Below are 680 nucleotides of genomic sequence, written 5' to 3' on the forward strand. Positions count from 1 at the left end.
GCGTGACACCGGCCAGGTATAAGTCGGAGTTTCCATGGCTGAAGGAAGTAGACAGTCTGGCATTGTGTAATGCACAGTTGCATCTGCAGACAGCATACAAAAATTTCTTTCGTGATGCTTCTGTAGGCTTTCCAAAGTTCAAATCAAAAAAGAAGCCAGTAAGAAGCTATACAACCAATTATGTGAATGGAAATATAGTTTTACAGAATGGAAAGCTAAAACTTCCAAAGGCTGGCTGGGTACGCATCAGACAACATCGGAAGATTGATGAATGTTATCAATTAAAAGGCGCAACCATCACGCAGGAAGCAGATGAACGATATTACGTTGCTCTGTTATATTCCTGTGAGGAACCGGTGAATGAAATCAAGAAAGCAGAAACCGCGATTGGTTTTGATTTTTCCATGAAGGAGTTGTATGTAGATTCCAATGGAAATCATGCAGCATATCCTCATTTTTTTCAAAAAACCCAGCAGAAGCTGGCAAGGGAGCAGCGTAGACTGAGCCACTGCGAACAGGGGAGTAACCGTTATAAAAAACAAAAGAAGAAAGTGGCACGAATCCATACCCGTATCGCACATCAGCGAAAAGATTTTTCGCATCAAGAATCAAGGAAGATAGCCAATTCCTACGATATCGTGTGCATCGAAAATCTGAACATGAAAGAAATGAGCCAGGAT

1 protein-coding gene is annotated in these 680 nt (G+C 41.6%); it reads left to right on the top strand.

What is annotated here, in order from left to right; all coding sequences use genetic code 11:
- Positions 1 to 2: 2 nt before the first annotated feature.
- Positions 3 to 680, top strand: a 678-nt coding sequence (locus WMO41_RS15830; protein ID WP_349230596.1) for an RNA-guided endonuclease TnpB family protein, incomplete at its 3' end; no start/stop codon positions are given.

Origin of the sequence: Ventrimonas faecis, assembly GCF_040096075.1 — a bacterium.
In the GTDB taxonomy this organism is placed as follows: Bacteria; Bacillota; Clostridia; order Lachnospirales; family Lachnospiraceae; genus Brotaphodocola; species Brotaphodocola faecis.